This window comes from Oleiphilus sp. HI0128 (genome assembly GCF_001635365.1).
Window position 1 is genome coordinate 1 of record NZ_LWGG01000501.1, and the last position, 309, is coordinate 309.

Below are 309 nucleotides of genomic sequence, written 5' to 3' on the forward strand. Positions count from 1 at the left end.
CATAACTGATTGGCTGACTTCAGTTGGAATGGCAAAGCCAATGCCAACGTTTCCTCCGGCTGGAGCGATAATGGCGGAGTTGATGCCAACTAAGTTGCCATTGAGGTCAATTAATGCGCCGCCTGAATTGCCGGGGTTAATGGAGGCATCGGTTTGAATAAAATCTTCGTACCCCTGGATGCCAAGACCATTCCGCCCAAGTGCGCTGACAATTCCAGTAGTCACCGTTTGCCCAATACCAAAGGGGTTACCAATGGCAATTACAAAGTCGCCAACGGCTAGGGAGTTAGAGTCGGCGATTTTCAAAGA

The 309-nt window shown here is 49.5% G+C and carries 1 protein-coding gene; it reads right to left on the bottom strand.

Going from position 1 to position 309, the window contains the following annotated elements; translation table 11 throughout:
* A partial coding sequence (locus A3763_RS06025) for a trypsin-like peptidase domain-containing protein (RefSeq protein WP_156494956.1) occupies nucleotides 1-309 on the bottom strand: 309 nt, incomplete at both ends.